The sequence below is a fragment of the Streptomyces sp. NPDC031426 genome, assembly GCF_055581585.1.
Genome location: NZ_JBVIJE010000005.1, coordinates 212,094 through 228,725, shown reverse-complemented (window position 1 = coordinate 228,725; position 16,632 = coordinate 212,094). Strand labels below are relative to the sequence as shown.

General features: G+C 69.4%; 15 protein-coding genes. 4 read left to right on the top strand and 11 right to left on the bottom strand.

Going from position 1 to position 16,632, the window contains the following annotated elements:
* Positions 1 to 2 precede the first annotated feature (2 nt).
* Positions 3 to 1,262: an MFS transporter gene (locus ACZ5NH_RS11740; RefSeq protein ID WP_468774529.1), complete on the bottom strand. Its 1,260-nt coding sequence runs from the start codon at positions 1,260 to 1,262 to the stop codon at positions 3 to 5.
* A gap of 93 nt (positions 1,263 to 1,355) precedes the next feature.
* On the opposite strand from ACZ5NH_RS11740, the gene ACZ5NH_RS11735 reads away from it, so the two are divergent.
* Positions 1,356 to 2,372, top strand: coding sequence for a LacI family DNA-binding transcriptional regulator (locus ACZ5NH_RS11735; RefSeq protein WP_388626375.1), 1,017 nt, complete (start codon positions 1,356 to 1,358; stop codon positions 2,370 to 2,372).
* A gap of 86 nt (positions 2,373 to 2,458) precedes the next feature.
* Here ACZ5NH_RS11735 and prcA read toward each other — a convergent pair whose 3' ends face one another.
* From prcA to arc, 6 genes are all read right to left on the bottom strand, one after another.
* The gene (gene prcA / locus ACZ5NH_RS11730; RefSeq protein ID WP_388626376.1) at positions 2,459 to 3,214 is read right to left on the bottom strand and encodes a proteasome subunit alpha; all 756 of its coding nucleotides are present in this window, start codon (positions 3,212 to 3,214) and stop codon (positions 2,459 to 2,461) included.
* A gap of 62 nt (positions 3,215 to 3,276) precedes the next feature.
* Positions 3,277 to 4,122 (bottom strand): proteasome subunit beta, encoded by an 846-nt coding sequence (gene prcB, locus ACZ5NH_RS11725; protein ID WP_468774526.1) that lies wholly within the window; start codon positions 4,120 to 4,122, stop codon positions 3,277 to 3,279.
* Entirely contained in the window at positions 4,074 to 4,307 is a 234-nt protein-coding gene (locus ACZ5NH_RS11720; RefSeq protein WP_468774524.1) for an endonuclease VII domain-containing protein, read from the bottom strand. Before ACZ5NH_RS11720 ends, prcB begins: the two co-directional genes overlap by 49 nt.
* Before the next feature lie 383 nt (positions 4,308 to 4,690).
* The gene (locus ACZ5NH_RS11715) at positions 4,691 to 4,909 is read right to left on the bottom strand and encodes a ubiquitin-like protein Pup (RefSeq protein WP_023551933.1); all 219 of its coding nucleotides are present in this window, start codon (positions 4,907 to 4,909) and stop codon (positions 4,691 to 4,693) included.
* A gap of 172 nt (positions 4,910 to 5,081) precedes the next feature.
* Positions 5,082 to 6,593, bottom strand: a complete 1,512-nt coding sequence (gene dop / locus ACZ5NH_RS11710; RefSeq protein ID WP_450982415.1) for a depupylase/deamidase Dop — start codon at positions 6,591 to 6,593, stop codon at positions 5,082 to 5,084.
* A gap of 231 nt (positions 6,594 to 6,824) precedes the next feature.
* A complete protein-coding gene (arc, locus tag ACZ5NH_RS11705) occupies positions 6,825 to 8,591 on the bottom strand; it encodes a proteasome ATPase (protein WP_468774521.1) in 1,767 nt (588 codons plus the stop codon).
* Positions 8,592 to 9,112: 521 nt separating this feature from the next.
* Here arc and ACZ5NH_RS11700 point away from each other — a divergent pair.
* Complete coding sequence (locus ACZ5NH_RS11700) at positions 9,113 to 9,415, top strand: ferredoxin (protein ID WP_351206632.1); 303 nt, start codon at positions 9,113 to 9,115, stop codon at positions 9,413 to 9,415.
* A gap of 19 nt (positions 9,416 to 9,434) precedes the next feature.
* On the opposite strand, the gene ACZ5NH_RS11695 is transcribed toward ACZ5NH_RS11700, so the two are convergent.
* From ACZ5NH_RS11695 to ACZ5NH_RS11685, 3 genes are all read right to left on the bottom strand, one after another.
* Positions 9,435 to 10,016, bottom strand: a complete 582-nt coding sequence (locus ACZ5NH_RS11695; RefSeq protein ID WP_388626383.1) for a hypothetical protein — start codon at positions 10,014 to 10,016, stop codon at positions 9,435 to 9,437.
* 244 nt (positions 10,017 to 10,260) lie between these two features.
* Positions 10,261 to 11,160 carry a tRNA (adenine-N1)-methyltransferase gene (locus ACZ5NH_RS11690; RefSeq protein ID WP_450982413.1) on the bottom strand — a complete coding sequence of 300 codons (900 nt, stop codon included), beginning with the start codon at positions 11,158 to 11,160 and terminating at the stop codon, positions 10,261 to 10,263.
* A gap of 76 nt (positions 11,161 to 11,236) precedes the next feature.
* Positions 11,237 to 13,015, bottom strand: coding sequence for a site-2 protease family protein (locus tag ACZ5NH_RS11685; RefSeq protein ID WP_468774518.1), 1,779 nt, complete (start codon positions 13,013 to 13,015; stop codon positions 11,237 to 11,239).
* A gap of 184 nt (positions 13,016 to 13,199) precedes the next feature.
* Here ACZ5NH_RS11685 and ACZ5NH_RS11680 point away from each other — a divergent pair, with 184 nt between their 5' ends.
* Positions 13,200 to 14,231, top strand: a complete 1,032-nt coding sequence (locus ACZ5NH_RS11680; protein WP_468774516.1) for a RecB family exonuclease — start codon at positions 13,200 to 13,202, stop codon at positions 14,229 to 14,231.
* 14 nt (positions 14,232 to 14,245) lie between these two features.
* The gene (locus ACZ5NH_RS11675) at positions 14,246 to 14,917 is read left to right on the top strand and encodes a response regulator (RefSeq protein ID WP_228618649.1); all 672 of its coding nucleotides are present in this window, start codon (positions 14,246 to 14,248) and stop codon (positions 14,915 to 14,917) included.
* 75 nt (positions 14,918 to 14,992) lie between these two features.
* On the opposite strand, the gene ACZ5NH_RS11670 is transcribed toward ACZ5NH_RS11675, so the two are convergent.
* Entirely contained in the window at positions 14,993 to 16,570 is a 1,578-nt protein-coding gene (locus ACZ5NH_RS11670; RefSeq protein WP_468774514.1) for an ABC transporter substrate-binding protein, read from the bottom strand.
* Between the last annotated feature and the right edge of the window lie 62 nt (positions 16,571 to 16,632).

Genomic DNA, 16,632 nt, shown 5'->3' with positions numbered 1-16,632 from the left:
CATTACGCCCGATCCCCTGAGCTGAAACGGGGTTCGACAGCACGATTTGGATCATTTTCCGATGAAGACGCAACGACCCCGCCCCGCGCGGGAGCTGCGAGGACCCGCCCCGTGGCGAGCAACACCAGCAACGACACGGCTCCCGCCGCCCCCGGAACCGCGAACCCCCACACCGTGCCACCCGCCTGGACCACGGGCCCCGCCACACCCGTGCCCACCGAGGCACCCACGGTGAACGTCGTCACAAGCCAGGAGAACGCCTCGGTGACCGTCCCGCTCGGCGCATGCCGGTCCACGATGATGAACGCACAGGCGATACACGGCGCGAGAAACACCCCCGAGACCACCGTGAGCAGCACCATCGCCGGCGCACCCGGCGTCAGCAGCAAAGGCAGGTAACACACCGCCAGAAGGGCCACGAGCACGCTCAGTCGCCGCTCGGGCGAACCACCCCACCGCCGCGCCCCGTACACGGTGCCGCCGACCAGCGCGCCCAGGCCCAGCCCCGCCATCATCCAGCCGTACACCGCGTCACCGCCATGACCGTCGGCGTACGACACCGACGCGACCGTGATCGAGCCCAGCGCGATCCCCACGAACAGGAAGGCACTCAGCAGGGCCAGCAGCCCCGGCGAGCGCAGCGCACCCAGCCAGTGCGCCTCACGCGGCGCCGACCGCCACGCGCGCGAGGGCGGCGACACGACCACGGAGAGCGCACCCAGCACCCCCAGCAGGTTCAGCACCAGCAGAGCGGCCCGCTCGTCCCACAGCGACACGCACAGCGTCACCAGCAGCGGCCCCACCGTGAACATGATCTCCTGCGCGACCGCGTCCATGGCGTACGCCGTGTGCACCTGCTCCCCCCGGCGCAGCACCGACGGCCACAGCGCCCGCAGGCCCCCCTCCAGCGGCGGCGCGAACAGGCCGGCCGCCGCCACGGCCGCGTACGCCAGCGGCAGCGGATCCGTGCCGAAGAACGCGAAGACCGCCATGGACAGGGCCGCGAGGACCGCCGCCGGCAACTGGACGCGCGGCTGGCCGTACAGATCCACGAGCCGGCCCAGCACCGGCTGCCCCACGGCGTTCGCGACGCCATAGACGGCGGCGAGGGCACCGGCGAGGCTGTAGGTGCCGCCCTCGGCACGCACGAACAGCACCAGGGCGATCGCGGCGGTCGCGTTCGGCAGCCGGCCCACCAGGGTGCCCGTGAGCAGCCGCAGCGCATGCCTCGCCCGGAGTATCTCCAGATAACCCGCGGCCATCCGCCGCCTCCAACCTCAAGTTTTACGTATAACGCCCCTCCCCATACGTACCATGTGCGCTGTTCGGAGTCCACACGAAAAGGCAGGCCCACGGTGGCACGCAGCAGCACGCGCCCGACCAGCCGCGACGTCGCCCACGCAGCCGGAGTCTCCCAGGCCGCCGTCTCCCTCGTACTCGGCGACAAATGGCGCGGACGCGTCTCCCAACCCGTCGCCGAACGAGTCCGCGAAGCGGCCCGCGAACTCGGCTACCGCCCCAACCTCGCCGCCCGCAACCTCCGCCTCGGCCACACCCGCACCGTCCTGCTCGTGGTACCGGCCCTCACGACAGAGTTCTTCGCCGGCGTCTACACCGGCGCCGCTCGCGTCGCCGCCGACAACGGCTTCGGAGTCGTCCTCTACCCCTCCCCCGAAGGAATCGGCCCGGCCCGCGACCCCTTCGCCTCCGCACAAGCCGCCCTCGACGGCGTCATCGCCTCCTCCATGGCCGCCGACGCCCTCACCGCCATCCGCGGCGACCAACTCCCCCTGGTGATGCTCGACAGCGACCCCCAAGGCAGCCTCGGCGCCGCCACCGTCAACCTGGACATCACCGACGGCATCCGCCAGGTCACCGACCACCTGCTCACCCTCGGCCACCGCCGCATCCTCCACCTGGCCGCCGACGTCCCCTCCTGGACCTTCGAGGTACGCGCGCGTGAACTCGCCGCACGCATGGCAGCCGTACCCGGGACGGAAGTACGCACAGCCCGCGCCCCCATCTCCATCGAAGGCGCCCTGACCGCCACCGAGACCGCACTCACCGCACCCGGCCCCCGACCCACCGCCGTCGTCTGCGACGACGACAAACTCGCCGCCGGCGCCTACAAGGCCCTGCGCCGCCTCGGCCTGCGCATCCCCGACGACGTATCGGTCACCGGCGTCGACGACCTCGGCCTCGCCACCGCCATCGACCCAGAACTGACCACCGTACGCCTCGACGCCGAACTCTTCGGCGAACGCGGCATGCAAGCCCTCCTCGCCGTCCTGGACGGCCGCGAGCCCGAGAGCGGGGACATCCCCGTCCGACTCGTCGTACGCGGCTCCACAGCCCCGCCACGCGCCGCCTAGCCTCCCCCCGGCCGGTACCGGAACGCCGTGTGCCCCGGCCAGGACAACGGCCGGGGCACACAGGAGCAGGCGATCAGGGCTGCGGGTCACTCCTCCTCGGAGCCGTCCTCCTCCTCCGAGCTCTCCGCCTCGGTGGCCGCACCGTCCGCCGCCAGCAGACGGGACAGCTGACGGCGGACGATGCGCTTGAACTTGCGCTTCTGCGGACGCGTACGGTCCAGCACCGCCACCTCAAGACGCTCCGCGGGAATCTCCCGCTCGCTGCCATTGGTGTCGCGGGACAGCGCCTGCACCGCCAGCTTCAGGGCCTCCGCCAGCGACATGCCGTCACGGTGACGCTGCTCCAGGAAACTGCTGATCTGCTCCGCATTGCCACCCACCGCGACCGAGCCGTGCTCGTCCACGATCGACCCGTCATGCGGCAGCCGATAGATCTGGTCACCCTCCGGGGTCTCCCCCACCTCCGCCACGACCAGCTCCACCTCGTACGGCTTCTCGGCGGCCGAGGAGAAGATCGTGCCAAGCGTCTGGGCGTACACGTTCGCCAGACCACGAGCGGTCACATCATCACGGTCATAGGTGTAACCCCGCAGATCGGCGTAACGAACACCACCGATGCGCAGGTTCTCGTACTCGTTGTACTTACCGGCGGCCGCAAAACCGATCCGGTCATAGATCTCGCTGAACTTGTGCAGCGCACGGGACGGGTTCTCACCGACGAACACAATGCCGTCGGCATACTGCAGCACGACCAGGCTACGGCCACGGGCGATGCCCTTCCGGGCGTACTCCGCCCGGTCGGCCATGGCCTGCTGGGGTGAGACATAGAACGGCGTCGACACCGGTTATCCGTCCCTTTCTGTCATGGTCACTGGATCACCTTGATAAGAACCGGGGCCCGCACTCAGAGCAGGGCGGCCTTCGGGCCGTCCGGCTCCTCCAGGCGCTTCTGCAGCACCGCACGAGCGATCTCGGAGGACTCGTCCTCCGTCAGCCGACGGAAACCGTCCTCGGTGATCACGGTGACGATCGGGTAGATCCGGCGGGCGACATCGGGACCACCGGTCGCCGAGTCGTCGTCAGCCGCGTCGTAGAGAGCCTGCACCACCAACGTGATCGCCTGCTCCTCGGTCAGGTCGTCACGGAACAACTTCTTCATCGCACCACGAGCGAAGATCGAGCCGGAACCCGTCGCCGCGAAGTTGTGCTCCTCGCTGCGGCCACCCGTGACGTCGTAGGAGAAGATCCGCCCCTTCTCCCGGTCCAGGTCATACCCCGCGAACAGCGGCACGACCGCCAGCCCCTGCATCGCCATGCCCAGGTTCGACCGGATCATCGTCGACAGCCGGTTCGCCTTGCCCTCCAGCGACAGCTGCGCACCCTCGACCTTCTCGAAGTGCTCCAGCTCCAGCTGGAAGAGCTTGACCATCTCCACGGCCAGACCGGCGGTGCCGGCGATGCCGACGGCCGAGTACTCGTCCGCCGGGAACACCTTCTCGATGTCCCGCTGAGCGATGATGTTGCCCATGGTGGCCCGACGGTCACCGGCCAGCACCACGCCGCCCGGGAAGGTCGCGGCGACGATGGTGGTGCCGTGCGGCGCCTCGATCACACCCTGCGTGGGCGGCAGCTGCCGGTTGCCGGGCAGCATCTCGGGCTGGTGCTCGGACAGGAAGTCCATGAAGGAGGAGGAACCTGGCGTCAGGAAGGCAGCTGGTAGACGCCCGGTGCCACGAGTATTGGCTTCCACGAGTTTCCTTCCAGATAGGCGGCGGCTCGGCGGACGGCAGCAGGGTCGTCCCTCAACAGACCGAGGCCGGAATTGCAGTTGAAGCACAGTACGCCACGGACCCTACCCGTGTTGTGGCAGTGATCCACATGCGCGGGCCGGGCAGCCAGACAGATCGCGCAGAGGCCGTACTGGGAGGCGATCATCGCGTCACGCTCGGCTTCGGTGAGGCCGTATTGGCGTCTCAGGTGGTGCCTGCGGTCGTCAACCGCACGGCAGGCCTTGCACCGCGAGGCTTTCCCTCGATGCCAGGCGGAGCGCGGCTTGACCTCTCCACAGCCCTGACAGTGCTTGTGGCCGTCCGGGACAGCTCCGCGCGGTGGAACTGTTCTACCCATGGCCTGCTGGCGCTTCCGGTCGGCCTCAGCCGCACACTCGCGGCAACGGTGCTGCAAGCCGTCAAGATTGCTTCGCTTGGCCGCGAAGGCTGCGCGCGGCTTGACCTCTCCACACCGCGCGCAGCGCTTCACTTCCGGCTCCCCCAACACTTCCGATCTCCGTTCGCCTTCGATTCGAAGGGAAAAGGGCCCTACTGCCCACCCTTCTGAACGAAGGAGCGCACGAAGTCCTCGGCATTCTCCTCGAGGACATCGTCGATTTCATCGAGGACGGAGTCCACGTCGTCGCTCAGCTTCTCGTGCCGCTCCTTGAGGTCCTCCGAAGCCTGCGCGTCCTGCGCCTGCTCCTCGACCTCTTCGGTCGCTCGCGTGGCCTTCTGCTGGCCGCCGCCGGTGTCCTTGGTTGCCATAACCCTCACCCCGCTCAGTTCGCCTGCCGATCGGTGATGATCAGACCCTACAAGCCGGGTCCGACATCGGCCCCGCAGTTTCTCCAACGTACGGGGGCCACCTCGATGATTCCCGGGCAGTCAGGGTTTCCACCCTGCCCGCCCGGGCCGCACCGTGCACCCCCTGGCCCGCTCACCCGCCTGACAGGACCCTGACCAGGTCTTCTGCGGTGCGGCAGCGGTCCAGCAGTTCCTTGACGTGATTTCGCGTTCCGCGTAGCGGTTCGAGGGTTGGAACGCGCTGGAGGGAGTCGCGGCCGGGGAGGTCGAAGATGACCGAGTCCCAGCTCGCCGCGGCGACGTCGTCGGCGTACTGCTCCAGGCAGCGGCCGCGGAAGTAGGCGCGGGTGTCCTCCGGTGGCTTGGTGCGGGCCTTCTCGACCTCGGACTCGTCCAGGAGGCGCTTGATGCGGCCGCGGGCGACGAGGCGGTTGTAGAGGCCTTTCTCGGCGCGTACGTCGGCGTACTGGAGGTCGACGAGGTGGAGGCGTGCGGCGTCCCAGTCGAGGTTGTCGCGGCGGCGGTAGCCCTCCATGAGTTCGCGTTTGGCGACCCAGTCCAGCTCGCCCGCCAGGCTCATGGGGTCGTTCTCCAGCCGGGTGAGGGTGTCCTCCCAGCGGGTCAGGACGTCCTTGGTCTGGTCGTCGGCGTCGGCCCCGTAGCGTTCCTCGACGTATTTGCGTGACAGCTCGTAGTACTCCATCTGGAGCTGGACGGCGGTCAGGGTGCGTCCGCTGCGCAGTGTGATCAGGCGCTTGAGGGACGGGTCGTGGGAGACCTGGTGCAGTGTCCGTACCGGCTGGTCGACCGCCAGGTCGACCGCGATGAAGCCGTCCTCGATCATGGACAGGACCAGGGAGGTCGTGCCCAGCTTGAGGTAGGTGGAGATCTCGGAGAGGTTGGCGTCGCCGATGATCACGTGGAGGCGGCGGTATTTCTCCGCGTCGGCGTGGGGCTCGTCGCGCGTGTTGATGATGGGCCGCTTCAGCGTCGTCTCCAGGCCTACCTCGACTTCGAAGTAGTCGGCGCGCTGGCTGATCTGGAAGCCGTGTTCGTGGCCGTCCTGGCCGATGCCGACGCGGCCGGCGCCGGCGAAGACCTGGCGGGAGACGAAGAAGGGGGTCAGGTGGCGCACGATGTCGGAGAAGGGGGTTTCCCGCTTCATCAGGTAGTTCTCGTGCGTGCCGTAGCTGGCACCCTTGTTGTCGGTGTTGTTCTTGTAGAGGTGGATGGGCTGGGCGCCGGGGAGCTGGGCGGCTCGTTCGGCGGCCTCGGCCATGATGCGCTCGCCGGCCTTGTCCCAGAGGACGGCGTCGCGGGGGTTGGTGACCTCGGGGGCGCTGTATTCGGGGTGGGCGTGGTCGACGTAGAGGCGCGCACCGTTGGTGAGGATGACGTTGGCGAGGCCGATGTCCTCGTCGGTGAGCTGGCTGGCGTCGGCGGCCTCGCGGGCGAGGTCGAAGCCTCGCGCGTCCCGTAGCGGGTTTTCTTCCTCGAAGTCCCAGCGGGCCCGGCGGGCCCGGTGCATCGCCGCCGCGTAGGCGTTGACGATCTGGGACGAGGTGAGCATGGCATTGGCGTTCGGGTGGCCGGGGACGGAGATCCCGTACTCCGTCTCGATGCCCATTACTCGCCGTACGGTCATGCGGCCCTCCTTGCCCGGCGGCACCCTCGGTCGTGGGGCCGCTCACGTACCGCTGGAGCTCCGGTGCGTGTGCGGTGCCCGTCCCCGCACTGCGCGACTCGGCGGTAGGAACGAGCCTAGAACGCCTTTGCGCTGGTGGGGAGATCATTTGCGTCATTGGCTGCTCCGGTCGTGGCCTGAAAAAGCGAGGGCTGCGGGTACCCGGCGAGGGCACCCGCAGCCGCCCTGCTGTTACAGGTACTGTCCGGTGTTCGCCACCGTGTCGATGGAGCGTCCGGTGTCTGCGCCCTGCTTTCCGGTGATGAGGGTACGGATGTAGACGATCCGTTCGCCCTTCTTTCCGGAGATGCGGGCCCAGTCGTCGGGGTTGGTGGTGTTGGGGAGGTCTTCGTTCTCCTTGAACTCGTCCACGCAGGCCTGGAGGAGGTGGGAGACGCGGAGGCCCTTCTGGTTCTTTTCGAGGAAGTCCTTGATCGCCATTTTCTTGGCGCGGCCGACGATGTTTTCGATCATGGCGCCGGAGTTGAAGTCCTTGAAGTAGAGGACTTCCTTGTCGCCGTTGGCGTAGGTGACTTCCAGGAAGCGGTTCTCCTCGGATTCGGCGTACATCTGCTCGACCGCCGTCTGGATCATGCTCTGGACGGTGGTGGCCTTGTCGCCGCCGTGTTCGCCGAGGTCGTCGGCGTGCAGCGGGAGGCGTTCGGTGAGGTACTTGCCGAAGATGTCCTTGGCGGCCTCGGCGTCGGGACGCTCGATCTTGATCTTCACGTCGAGCCGGCCGGGGCGGAGGATGGCGGGGTCGATCATGTCCTCGCGGTTGGAGGCGCCGATGACGACCACGTTCTCCAGGCCTTCGACGCCGTCGATCTCGGCGAGCAGCTGGGGGACGATGGTGTTCTCCACGTCCGAGCTGACGCCGGAGCCTCGGGTGCGGAAGAGGGATTCCATCTCGTCGAAGAAGACGATGACGGGGGTGCCCTCGCTGGCCTTCTCTCGGGCACGCTGGAAGACGAGGCGGATCTGCCGCTCGGTCTCGCCGACGTACTTGTTGAGCAGCTCGGGGCCCTTGATGTTGAGGAAGAAGCTCTTGCCGGCGGCCTGGCCGGTGACCTCGGCGACCTTCTTGGCGAGCGAGTTCGCGACGGCCTTGGCGATGAGTGTCTTGCCGCAGCCGGGGGGGCCGTAGAGCAGGACGCCCTTGGGCGGGCGCAGCTCGTGCTCCTTGAACAGGTCCGGGTAGAGGTACGGCAGCTCGACCGCGTCGCGGATGGCCTCGATCTGGTTGCCGAGTCCGCCGATGGCCTCGTAGCCGATGTCCGGGACCTCTTCGAGGACGAGTTCTTCGACCTCGCTCTTGGGTACGACCTCGTAGACGTAGCCGGAGCGGGGTTCGAGCAGCAGGGCGTCGCCGGCGCGGATGGTGACGTCCAGCAGTGGCTCGGCGAGCCGTACCACCCGTTCTTCGTCGGTGTGCCCCAGCACGAGGGCGCGCTCGCCGTCCTCGAGGATTTCCTTGAGGGTGACGATGTCGCCGACGCTCTCGAACTCCATGGCTTCGACCACGTTGAGCGCTTCGTTGAGCATGACCTCCTGGCCGCGCCGCAGGTCGTCGAGGTCGACGCTTGGGCTGACGTTCACCCGGAGTTTGCGGCCGCCGGTGAAGATGTCGGCGGTGCCGTCCTCGTTGGCCTGCAGGAAGACGCCGAAGCCGGCGGGCGGCTGGGCGAGCCTGTCGACCTCTTCCTTGAGGGCCACGATCTGGTCGCGGGCCTCGCGGAGGGTGTTGGCCAGCCGTTCGTTCTGGGCGGACACGCCGGCCAGGTTGGTCTGCAGCTCGACGATCCGCTCTTCGAGAATCCTCGTGTGTCGCGGAGAGTCGGCGAGCTTGCGTCGCAGGACGGCGATCTCCTGCTCAAGGTAGGCGATCTGCCCGGCCGGGTCGTCGGACCCTCGTCCCGGGCGGATGCCGCGGTTCATGTCGTCGTCGTGGGCTGCCACGGTCCTCACCTCCTCCAAGGGGAGCTGGACGCTTCCAGACCCTACCTGGGTGGGTGTCGATTGAAACCCCTAGATCACAGAGACTGTCAAGGTGTGTCGTCGGTCACCCGTTGCGCTCTCCCTCGCACGGAGGGGATACCCACTCAACGTGATACGGAAGCGGCTTGTTCCAGGCATCGCGTGGTCAAAACCCTTCAGGAGTGGCCGGAGTTGTCCGATCCGGGCGGGTGAGCCCGGAGATGGGCAGCCGGGAGCGCGCTTGCGTGTGTCATCACGCAGAGCGACGGTGCGGGCGGCGGGTGTCACGGCCGGCCTGGCCTGAAGTGGTGGGTGTCATAGCCGGGGGTGTGTCTGACCTGATCGAGCGCTGGTACCCGAGGGGGCGGGGGTGGAAACCCGGGGCCGGTGGAGGGTGGCCGGAATGCGGGCGGGGGTAGGGTCGGGGTGTTCAACAGCCGCTGGTGCGGACCCGGCTGGCCCTGGTGGTGCCGGTTCCGCGCGGCGTACCGACGGCAGGAGAGGTGACCGTGCAGCAGGAGGCCCCGGGCGGGGAGGCGCTGGAGGTCTGGATCGACCAGGATCTGTGTACCGGTGACGGGATCTGCGCCCAGTACGCCCCTGAGGTGTTCGAGCTGGACATCGACGGGCTGGCCTATGTGAAGGGCGCGGACGAGGAGCTGTTGCAGGCGGTGGGTGCGACGGTGCCGGTGCCGTTGCCGCTGCTGGCGGATGTGGTGGATTCGGCGCGGGAGTGTCCCGGCGAGTGCATTCATGTGCGCCGGGTTTCGGACAGGGTCGAGGTGTACGGGCCCGACGCGGAGTGAGTCCGGGCCGGGCCGGGTGTCAGACGCTGTGGGCGTCGGCGGGGGTGGAGCGGATGAACGCGGTGCCGTTCCAGTGCCACTTGGTCGGGGTTTTCAGGTCGGGGCAGCAGTTGGGGACGGCGTCGGAGGAGTAGCCGAGCAGGGTGGCGGCGACGGTGCCCGCGCGTATGGAGAAGTCGGTGACGGTGAGCCGGTTCTTGGGGTCGACGAGGGTGGCGACGACGCGTGGTTGGTCGCCGTCGGTGGAGCGGGTGAGGACGTAGACGCCGTCGGGTGGTGTGCCCATGGCGGAGTCGCAGTGGACTACTGCGACGGTTTCCGGTCTGCCGTCGCCGTCGAGGTCTCCGGTGGCTTTTTTGGCGACCACGGCTTTGACGGGTCCGCACTGGAGGGGGAAGTCCACGCCGGTGGTGCTGGGTGGTGCGATGGCGGCGGGGGCGGACTTGGTGGGTGTGCCGGTGGCGGACTGGGCGGCCGTGGCCGATCCGGGCTGGACGAAGGAGGAGAGGGCCACGACGCCGGCGACGGCCGTGGCGGTGGCGACCCAGTGGATGGGCCGGGTCTGGTCGTGAGCGAGCTCCGGAACGGCGGATTGCTGCACTAGGAGTGTCTCCTGTGAGGGCTGTGCCGGTGGGGGTGGCCAGCATGGTGCCACACGTCACAGTGCGGGGGAACGGCGGGGTCGGGGATTCCCGCGGGCGGGCCGCGCGCGTGCGGGGCGTACGCGCTGTGGGGGCCGGGGAATCGCCTGGTGCCCTGTCAACGAAGGGGCGCCGTGCCGGAGTTCCCGTCGGTCTGCGGGAACTCCGGCACGGCGCCGTTGCGTTGTGCTGTGTGCGGGTGGGTCAGCGGCCGGCGCCGTCGGCGTTGGGTCCGGCGTAGTCCTCGCCGTAGGCGCCCTTGGCGGGGCGGCGGCGGCGCATGGGGGGCTCGACGCCGTCGGCGAGGCGGCGGGCGGTGAGCAGGAAGCCGGTGTGGCCGATCATGCGGTGGTCGGGGCGGACGGCGAGGCCCTCGATGTGCCAGTTGCGGATCATGGTCTCCCAGGCGGTCGGCTCGTTGAAGCAGCCGATCTCCCGGATGGACTCCACGGTCCGGGCGAGCTGGGTGGTGGTGGCCACGTAGCAGCAGAGGATGCCGCCGGGGACGAGTGCCTTGGAGACGGCTTCCAGGCATTCCCAGGGGGCGAGCATGTCGAGGATGACGCGGTCGACGTCGGTGTCGGACAGGTTGTCCTGGAGGTCGCCGACGGTGAGCTGCCAGGCGGGGTGGGGGCCGCCGAAGTAGCGCTCGACGTTCTGCTTGGCGATCTCGGCGAAGTCCTCGCGGCGCTCGTAGGAGTGCAGCATGCCCTGGTCGCCGATGGCGCGCAGCAGGAAGCTGCTGAGCGAGCCGGAGCCGACGCCGGCCTCGACGACGCGTGCGCCGGGGAAGATGTCGGCGAAGGCGAGGATCTGCCCCGCGTCCTTGGGGTAGACGACGGCTGCCCCGCGGGGCATGGACAGGACGTAGTCGGGGAGCAGGGGGCGCAGCGCGAGGTAGGCGACGTTGCCGGTGGTGCGGACAACGCTGCCCTCGGGAGCGCCGATCAGTTCGTCGTGCGGGAAGGAACCCTTGTGGGTGTGGAAGTTCTTCCCGGCTTCGAGCGTGAACGTGTAGTGGCGGCCCTTGGGGTCGGTCAGCTGTACCTGGTCCCCGACCTTGAAGGGCCCGCGCCTGCGGGCGGCACCGGTCGGTTCGGACATGTGACCAGCCTACCGGGTCCCGTCCGGGGGTTTGGCCGACGGAGTGGTGGGGGGCGGCGGTCCGTTCCGCACGGCGTTATGAGGCGGGCCTTGCCATGGCCCTGACGAAGGCCCGCTCCACGTCCGCCGCTGACAGGACGCCGTAGATCTCGCCGGTCTCCTCGACGACGAGGTATTCGGTGGCGGGGGTGGCGCGCAGGACGTCGAGGAGCTCTTCGCCGGCGAGCTCGGCGGAGACGCGCATGCCGTCGGTGAGGTCCTGGGCGAGGCCGCTGACGGCGACCCAGGGGCGGCGGTGTTCGGGTACGCCGACGATGGCGGACTCGCGGACCAGGGAGAGGGGGTTGCCGTGGGCGTCGACGACGACGAGGGCGCGGGCGCCGGCGGCGTTGGCGCGGCGCAGGGCCTCCGAGAGCGGGGTGTCGGTCTCGACGGGTACGGCCCGCCGGGTGAGGGTGCGGGCGCGCAGTTCGGGGAGGTGTTCGCGCAGGCGGGCCATGCGCAGGCTGTTGCCGGCGCCGGTCCAGATGATGGCGGCGAGGATGGCGGCGAGCAGGGCGTCGGTGACGGTGTCCATGCCGCCCGTGTTCTCGCTGTTGCCGCCGAGGGCGCCGGACTGGTTGAGCAGCGGCAGGCCGATCAGTACGGCGACGGCGAGGGCGCGGCCGACCCAGGCGGCGGCGACGGTGCCGCTCATGGGTTTGCCGGTGATGGCCCAGACGACGGCGCGGAGCATGCGGCCGCCGTCGAGGGGGAGTCCGGGGAGGAGGTTGAAGATCGCCACGATGAGGTTGGAGATCATCAGGCCGGCCAGCAGGACGCCGGGTACGGTGCCGGGCTGGACGGGTTTCATGGCGAGGTAGAACAGTCCGGCGAGGACGAGGGAGAGCAGCGGGCCGACGAAGGCCAGGACGAATTCCCGGGCCGGGGTCTCGGCTTCCTTCTCGATCTCGGAGACGCCGCCGAAGAACTGCAGCTGGATGCGGCGGACCGGGAGCTTGAAGCGGATCGCGGCGACCGTGTGGGCCAGCTCGTGGACCAGCACGGAGGCGTAGAAGGCGACGGCGAAGAACAGGGAGACCAGGTAGCGGAGGGCGCCCAGCTCGGGCAGCACGCGGTCGAGCTGGCCGCCGAAGACCCAGGTGATGAGCGCGGCGACGAGGAACCAGCTCGGCGCGACGTAGACCGGTACGCCGAAGGGGCGGCCCATGAGGATGCCGCCACCGGGCTCTTTGGGTCGTGGCTGGGGCGGTTCGCCCTTGGCGATTCCGGAGTGGGCAAGGGTCCGGTGCTGCTCGGGCTGCGTGTCCGGCCGGCTCCCGGGCGGGACGGTCGTTTCGCGGGACGGGGTCTGCGAGCCGCCGGTGTGGCCGGTCGTGGCGGTGGTGCCGGTGGCCTCCGAGCCGCCGGTGCGCCCGTCGGCGTCCGCGCCACCACCGGGGCCGGTGACATCGGGGCGGCCCTCTGCGCCGGCCGCGTCCCAGCCGCCGGCGCCGGTCCCACCGGTGCCATCCGTCGCGCCGCTGGTGTCACCCGTCGCGCCGCCGGTGCCGGCCGGGCCGCCGGGGGTTCCCTCGGCGCCGCCTGTGCCGCCCGTCCCGGCCGGAGTCACAGCGGTGTCCGGACCGGCGCCGGTGCTGTCCGTGCCCTGCGCAGGAGCCGCGGCATCCGGACCGGCGCCGGTGCTGTCCGTGCCCTCCGGGTTCGGGGTGGTGTCGTGGTCCGCGGTGGGCGTCGCGGGCTGCGGCTCCGGGCCCGCATGGTCGGTGTGGTCGGTCGTCGGGGCCGTTGGACCTGCGGGGTGCTCGGCCGGCTTTTCGTTGCCGGACCGCGGCTGCCCGCTCCCGCCGCTCACGTCCACGGTGTCCCCTCGTTCGAAGCGTCTCCCGTACCTGCCGGACGGAAGGGTCTCTGGTCGATGGTATGCGGCCTTGGTGACGCGTTCCGCCCCGGCACCCCTTGTGTTTGCCCCGCGGACGCGGGCCGGACTCGGGCGGCGGCTGGGTCACTGTCAGTGGTGGGCCGTAAGGTCTGTGGACATGGACAGCAGCATCGAGGACGCGGGCGCCCTGTCGGGCAGCGCCGAGCAGACGGATCCGGCCGGGGCGCCGCAGCCGACGCCTGTGACGGCTTCGGTGCCGGGGCCCTCGACTGCTGCGGAGGCCGCCGAGCCGGATGCGGCGGTGCCGGCTCCGCCGGAGGCCGGTGCCGAGCGCGTCGCCATCCCGCCCTCCTCCCTGTCCCCGTCCCGGGCCAGTGACTTCATGCAGTGCCCGCTGCTGTACCGGTTCCGGGTGATCGACCGGCTGCCGGAGAAGCCGAGCGCGGCGGCGACCCGGGGCACCCTGGTGCACGCGGTGCTGGAGCGGCTGTTCGACGCGCCGGCGGCGGAGCGGACCGCGCCGCGGGCGAAGTCGCTGATTCCGGGGCAGTGGGACCGGCTGCGGGAGAGCAGGCCGGAGCTCGTGGAGCTGTTCGCGGACGATCCGGACGGGGAGCTGCTGGCGGGCTGGCTCACCGAGGCCGAGCGGCTGGTCGAGCGCTGGTTCACGCTGGAGGATCCGACGCGGTTGGAGCCGGCGGAGCGCGAGCTGTTCGTGGAGGCCGAGCTGGACTCGGGGCTGCGGCTGCGCGGGATCATCGACCGGGTGGATGTGGCGCCGACCGGTGAGGTGCGGATCGTCGACTACAAGACGGGGAAGGCGCCGCGGCCGGAGTACTCCGAGGGCGCGCTGTTCCAGATGAAGTTCTACGCCCTGGTGGTGTGGCGGCTGAAGGGGGTGGTGCCGCGGCGGCTGCAGCTGGTCTATCTCGGCAGCGGGGACGTGCTGACGTACGACCCGGTCCTCGCCGATCTGGAGCGGATGGAGCGCAAGCTGCACGCGCTGTGGGAGGCCATCAGGCAGGCCACGGAGAGCGGGGAGTGGCGGCCGCGGCCGACGAAGCTGTGCGGTTGGTGCGACCACCAGGCGCACTGCCCGGAGTTCGGCGGCACTCCCCCGCCGTATCCGTTGCCGGTGAGGGCGCGCGAGTCCGGGGGCGTGTCGCAGGGCAGAATGGGCCCGGACTAGCGAAGGAGTGTCAGGTGGCCATCCGTGTCCTACTGGTCGACGACCAGCCCCTGCTGCGTACGGGTTTCCGGATGATCCTGGAGGCCGAGCAGGACATCGCGGTCGTGGGCGAGGCCGGTGACGGCCTGCAGGCCCTCGATCAGGTGCGGGCCCTGCAGCCGGACGTCGTGCTGATGGACATCCGTATGCCGCGGATGGACGGGGTGGAGGCGACCCGGCAGATCACCGGGCCCGACCGGTCCGGTCCGGCGAAGGTGCTGGTGCTGACGACGTTCGACTTGGACGAGTATGTCGTCGAGGCGTTGCGCGCCGGGGCGAGCGGCTTTCTGCTGAAGGACGCGCCGGCCAATGAACTGGTGCAGGCGATCCGGGTGGTGGCGGCGGGTGAGGCGATGCTGGCGCCGAGCATCACGCGCCGCCTGCTGGACAAGTACGCCACGCATCTGCCCTCTGGTGAGGAGCCGGTGCCGGACACCCTGAACACCCTCACCGACCGTGAGGTGGAGGTGCTGAAGCTGGTGGCGCGGGGTCTGTCCAATGCGGAGATCGCCGCCGACCTGTTCGTCAGCGAGACCACCGTGAAGACGCACGTGGGGCATGTGCTGACCAAGCTGGGTCTCAGGGACCGGGTGCAGGCGGCGGTGTACGCGTACGAGAGCGGTCTGGTGCGTCCCGGCGCGCAGTGAGCGCGGACGCGTCCGCTGCGACGGCGAAGGGCGCCCCTCCCGTGTGGAGATGGGCGCCCTCGCTGTCAGCGGGCGTCAGCTCTTGCTGAGTTCCCAGAACCGGAACACCGTGGAGGCGTCCAGGCAGTACTCCAGGCCGTAGACGCCGTCGCGGACGACCGCGTACTGCTTGGCCTGCCAGACGGGCAGGACGGGCAGTTCGGTGGCGACGATGTTCTGCAGCTGCCCGAAGTCCTTGTCGGTGGCGGCCCGGTCGCTCTGTGCGGCGGTGTCGGGGATGAGGGTGCCGGTGATGGTGCGGTTGCTGTAGTTGTTGTCCAGTACGTTGCCCTTGCCGAAGAAGGGTGCGGTGAAGTTGTCGGCGTCCGGGTAGTCCGGGACCCAGCCCTTGACGTACACGCCGTACTTCCCGGCCGCGATGTCCTTCTCGTACTGGCCGAAGGCGACGGACTTGACGTCGGCGTCGAACAGGCCGCTGGCGTTGAGCTGTCCGGCGATGGCCTTCAGTTCCTCGTCGGTGGCGGGGCCGTAGCGCGACGGCGTGGACCACAGGGTGAGCCTGACCTTGCCGGTGATGCCGGCGGCGCGCAGTGCGGCGGCGGCCTTGGCCTGGGAGGGGCGGGCGCCGTAGGTGTCGAAGAAGGCCGTGTTGTGGCCGACGATGCCCGCCGGAATGATCGAGTACAGCGGGGTGGCGGTGCCCTGGTAGACGTTCTTGATGAGGGCGTCGCGGTCGACGAGGTAGGCCATGGCCTTGCGGACGCCGAGTTTTCCGGCGACCGGGTCGTTCATGTTGAAGACCAGGTGCTGGACTTCGGCGCTGCTGCCCTCGATGACGTCGACGCCCTTGCCTTCCTGCTGGTCGAGGCCGGCGATGTCGGAGGCGGACAGGCCTCGGTAGGCGATGTCGACCTTGCCGTCGAGGAGGGCCTTTTTGAGGGCGGCGCGGTCGTCGTGGAAGAACTTCAGGGTGACGCCGGAGTTCTTGACCTTGGCGGTGCCCTGGTAGTTGCCGTTGACGGAGAAGACGGCCTGGTCCTTGTCGAAGGAGTCCAGCTTGTAGGGGCCGGAGCCGATGGCCTTGTGGTCGGTGCGCAGGCCGTTCGCGTCGTACTGGCGGTGGTCGACGATGGAGCCGGCGCCGGAGGCGATCTTGCTGGGGAAGGTGGCGTCGGAGGACTTCAGGTGGAAGACGACCGTCTTCGCGTCGGGGGTGTCGACTCTGCCCAGCATCGGGAACATGATCGCGGGCCCCGAGGGGTCGTTGATCTTCAGCATGCGGTCGAAGGAGAACTTCACGTCCTTCGAGGTGAGCGGGTCACCGTTGCTGAACTTCAGGCCGTCCTTGAGCGTGCACTGGTAGACGGTGGCCCGGGAGTCGGTGAAGGTGCATTCCTTGGCCAGTTCCGGCTGGGGCTCGGTCCCGCCCTTGGGGAAGCTGAGCAGCGACTGGAAGACGTTGTCGAACAACAGCCAGGAGCCGGGGTCGTAGCCGGAGGCCGGGTCCGTGGCGAGGACGTCGTCGGACATCCCCATCACCATGGCGGAGCCGGTACCCCCGGAGTCACCGGATCCCGAGCCGCAGCCGGTCAACAGGCCGGAGGCCAGCCCCGCCACGATGGGCAGGACTGGCCACTGGTTGCGCATGTTCACTTGAAATGTGCCTTGTCGTCGGTTCGTCACCCCGGGGCCGCCGTCCTGGCCCCGGGCAGTCC

Bases quoted from the DNA above. Each gene is read 5' to 3' on its own strand.
- ACZ5NH_RS11740 (WP_468774529.1), bottom strand. From the start codon at position 1,262: ATGGCCGCGGGTTATCTGGAGATACTCCGGGCGAGGCATGCGCTGCGG.
- ACZ5NH_RS11720 (WP_468774524.1), bottom strand. From the start codon at position 4,307: ATGATCGCCTCCCAGTACGGCCTCTGCGCGATCTGTCTGGCTGCCCGG.
- ACZ5NH_RS11715 (WP_023551933.1), bottom strand. From the start codon at position 4,909: ATGGCAACCAAGGACACCGGCGGCGGCCAGCAGAAGGCCACGCGAGCG.
- dop (WP_450982415.1), bottom strand. From the start codon at position 6,593: ATGACCGTACGGCGAGTAATGGGCATCGAGACGGAGTACGGGATCTCC.
- ACZ5NH_RS11690 (WP_450982413.1), bottom strand. From the start codon at position 11,160: ATGTCCGAACCGACCGGTGCCGCCCGCAGGCGCGGGCCCTTCAAGGTC.
- ACZ5NH_RS11680 (WP_468774516.1), top strand. From the start codon at position 13,200: ATGGACAGCAGCATCGAGGACGCGGGCGCCCTGTCGGGCAGCGCCGAG.